1 protein-coding gene is annotated in these 921 nt (G+C 56.1%); it reads right to left on the bottom strand.

What is annotated here, in order from left to right:
• Positions 1 to 276 precede the first annotated feature (276 nt).
• A partial coding sequence (locus AB4090_RS15070) for a methyl-accepting chemotaxis protein (protein ID WP_369574693.1) occupies positions 277 to 921 on the bottom strand: 645 nt, incomplete at its 5' end.

The following is a 921-nucleotide window of genomic DNA, read 5'->3' as shown; positions in this document are numbered from 1 at the left end:
GATGGCACTTTGGCCCTCTACCACTCCCAGGTCTTCGGGATTGGGCAACATCAATTCCTGGTATCCCGACAGAAATACCAGTGGCAGGAAGTCGACCAAGGCCAGATCCCCGCGATGGGGAAGCAGCAAGGCCAGTTCCGTATCGTCTTCACTGAGAGGCACGGCTCACCCCTCCTTGTTGTTATCAAAAATGATACATACTGTACAAATATCGAAACAGCGAAACTACACGGTTCTTTCACAAGATGCAAAGAGCCAACACAGGACTCTTTCCTCTTACACGATACTACGGATAGCATCTCCCAGCATTTTGAGCTGTTGCAGGAATTCCCTGCGGGCGGATACTAACTGCGCCCGGAGAGCTTCCGCAGCTCCGGTATCCCCGCGCTGTGCCGCTTCCAGGACCGCAACAGACAGTTCATGAATCTCCCGATGGGGTTTCTCGAGTGGGGCAAATTCCGCCAGCCGTCCGAAATTCTGTCGCCCGGCGGCGTCATACCATTTCCCCAATCGACATTGATGGTACTCCATGGGCAAGGGCAGTTCTTGGGGCGTAATGGCAGCGCTACCTTTTTCCGATTCGGTGAGCGCTACATCGATAAAGTGCCCGTGGGTCTCCGCCGTAGCATCGAATTGCATTAGAGTGGTCATGATCCGCATACCATGGGCCTTCCCTTGCAAGGATTCGACAAAGGTCAGCACCTGGCCCGCATGTGCCTGCAACTCCTGATTGTGCCCGGCAATTTCCTGTCCCTGCGCCTGCAGGGCAGAAATCCCCGCGTGGATGTCCTCGGTCGAAGCGCGGACCCGGTTCGATAGGTTCCGGACCGCATCTGCCACCACGGCAAAGCCCCGCCCGTGTTCTCCCGCCCGTGCGGCCTCAATTGCCGCATTCAGAGCCAGCAAATTGGTTTGATAGGA

It is taken from the genome of Acidithiobacillus sp. IBUN Pt1247-S3, from assembly GCF_041146875.1.
GTDB lineage: Bacteria > Pseudomonadota > Gammaproteobacteria > Acidithiobacillales > Acidithiobacillaceae > Igneacidithiobacillus.
Note: the sequence above shows the minus strand (reverse complement) of the source record. Positions and strands in the feature narration are given on the sequence as shown.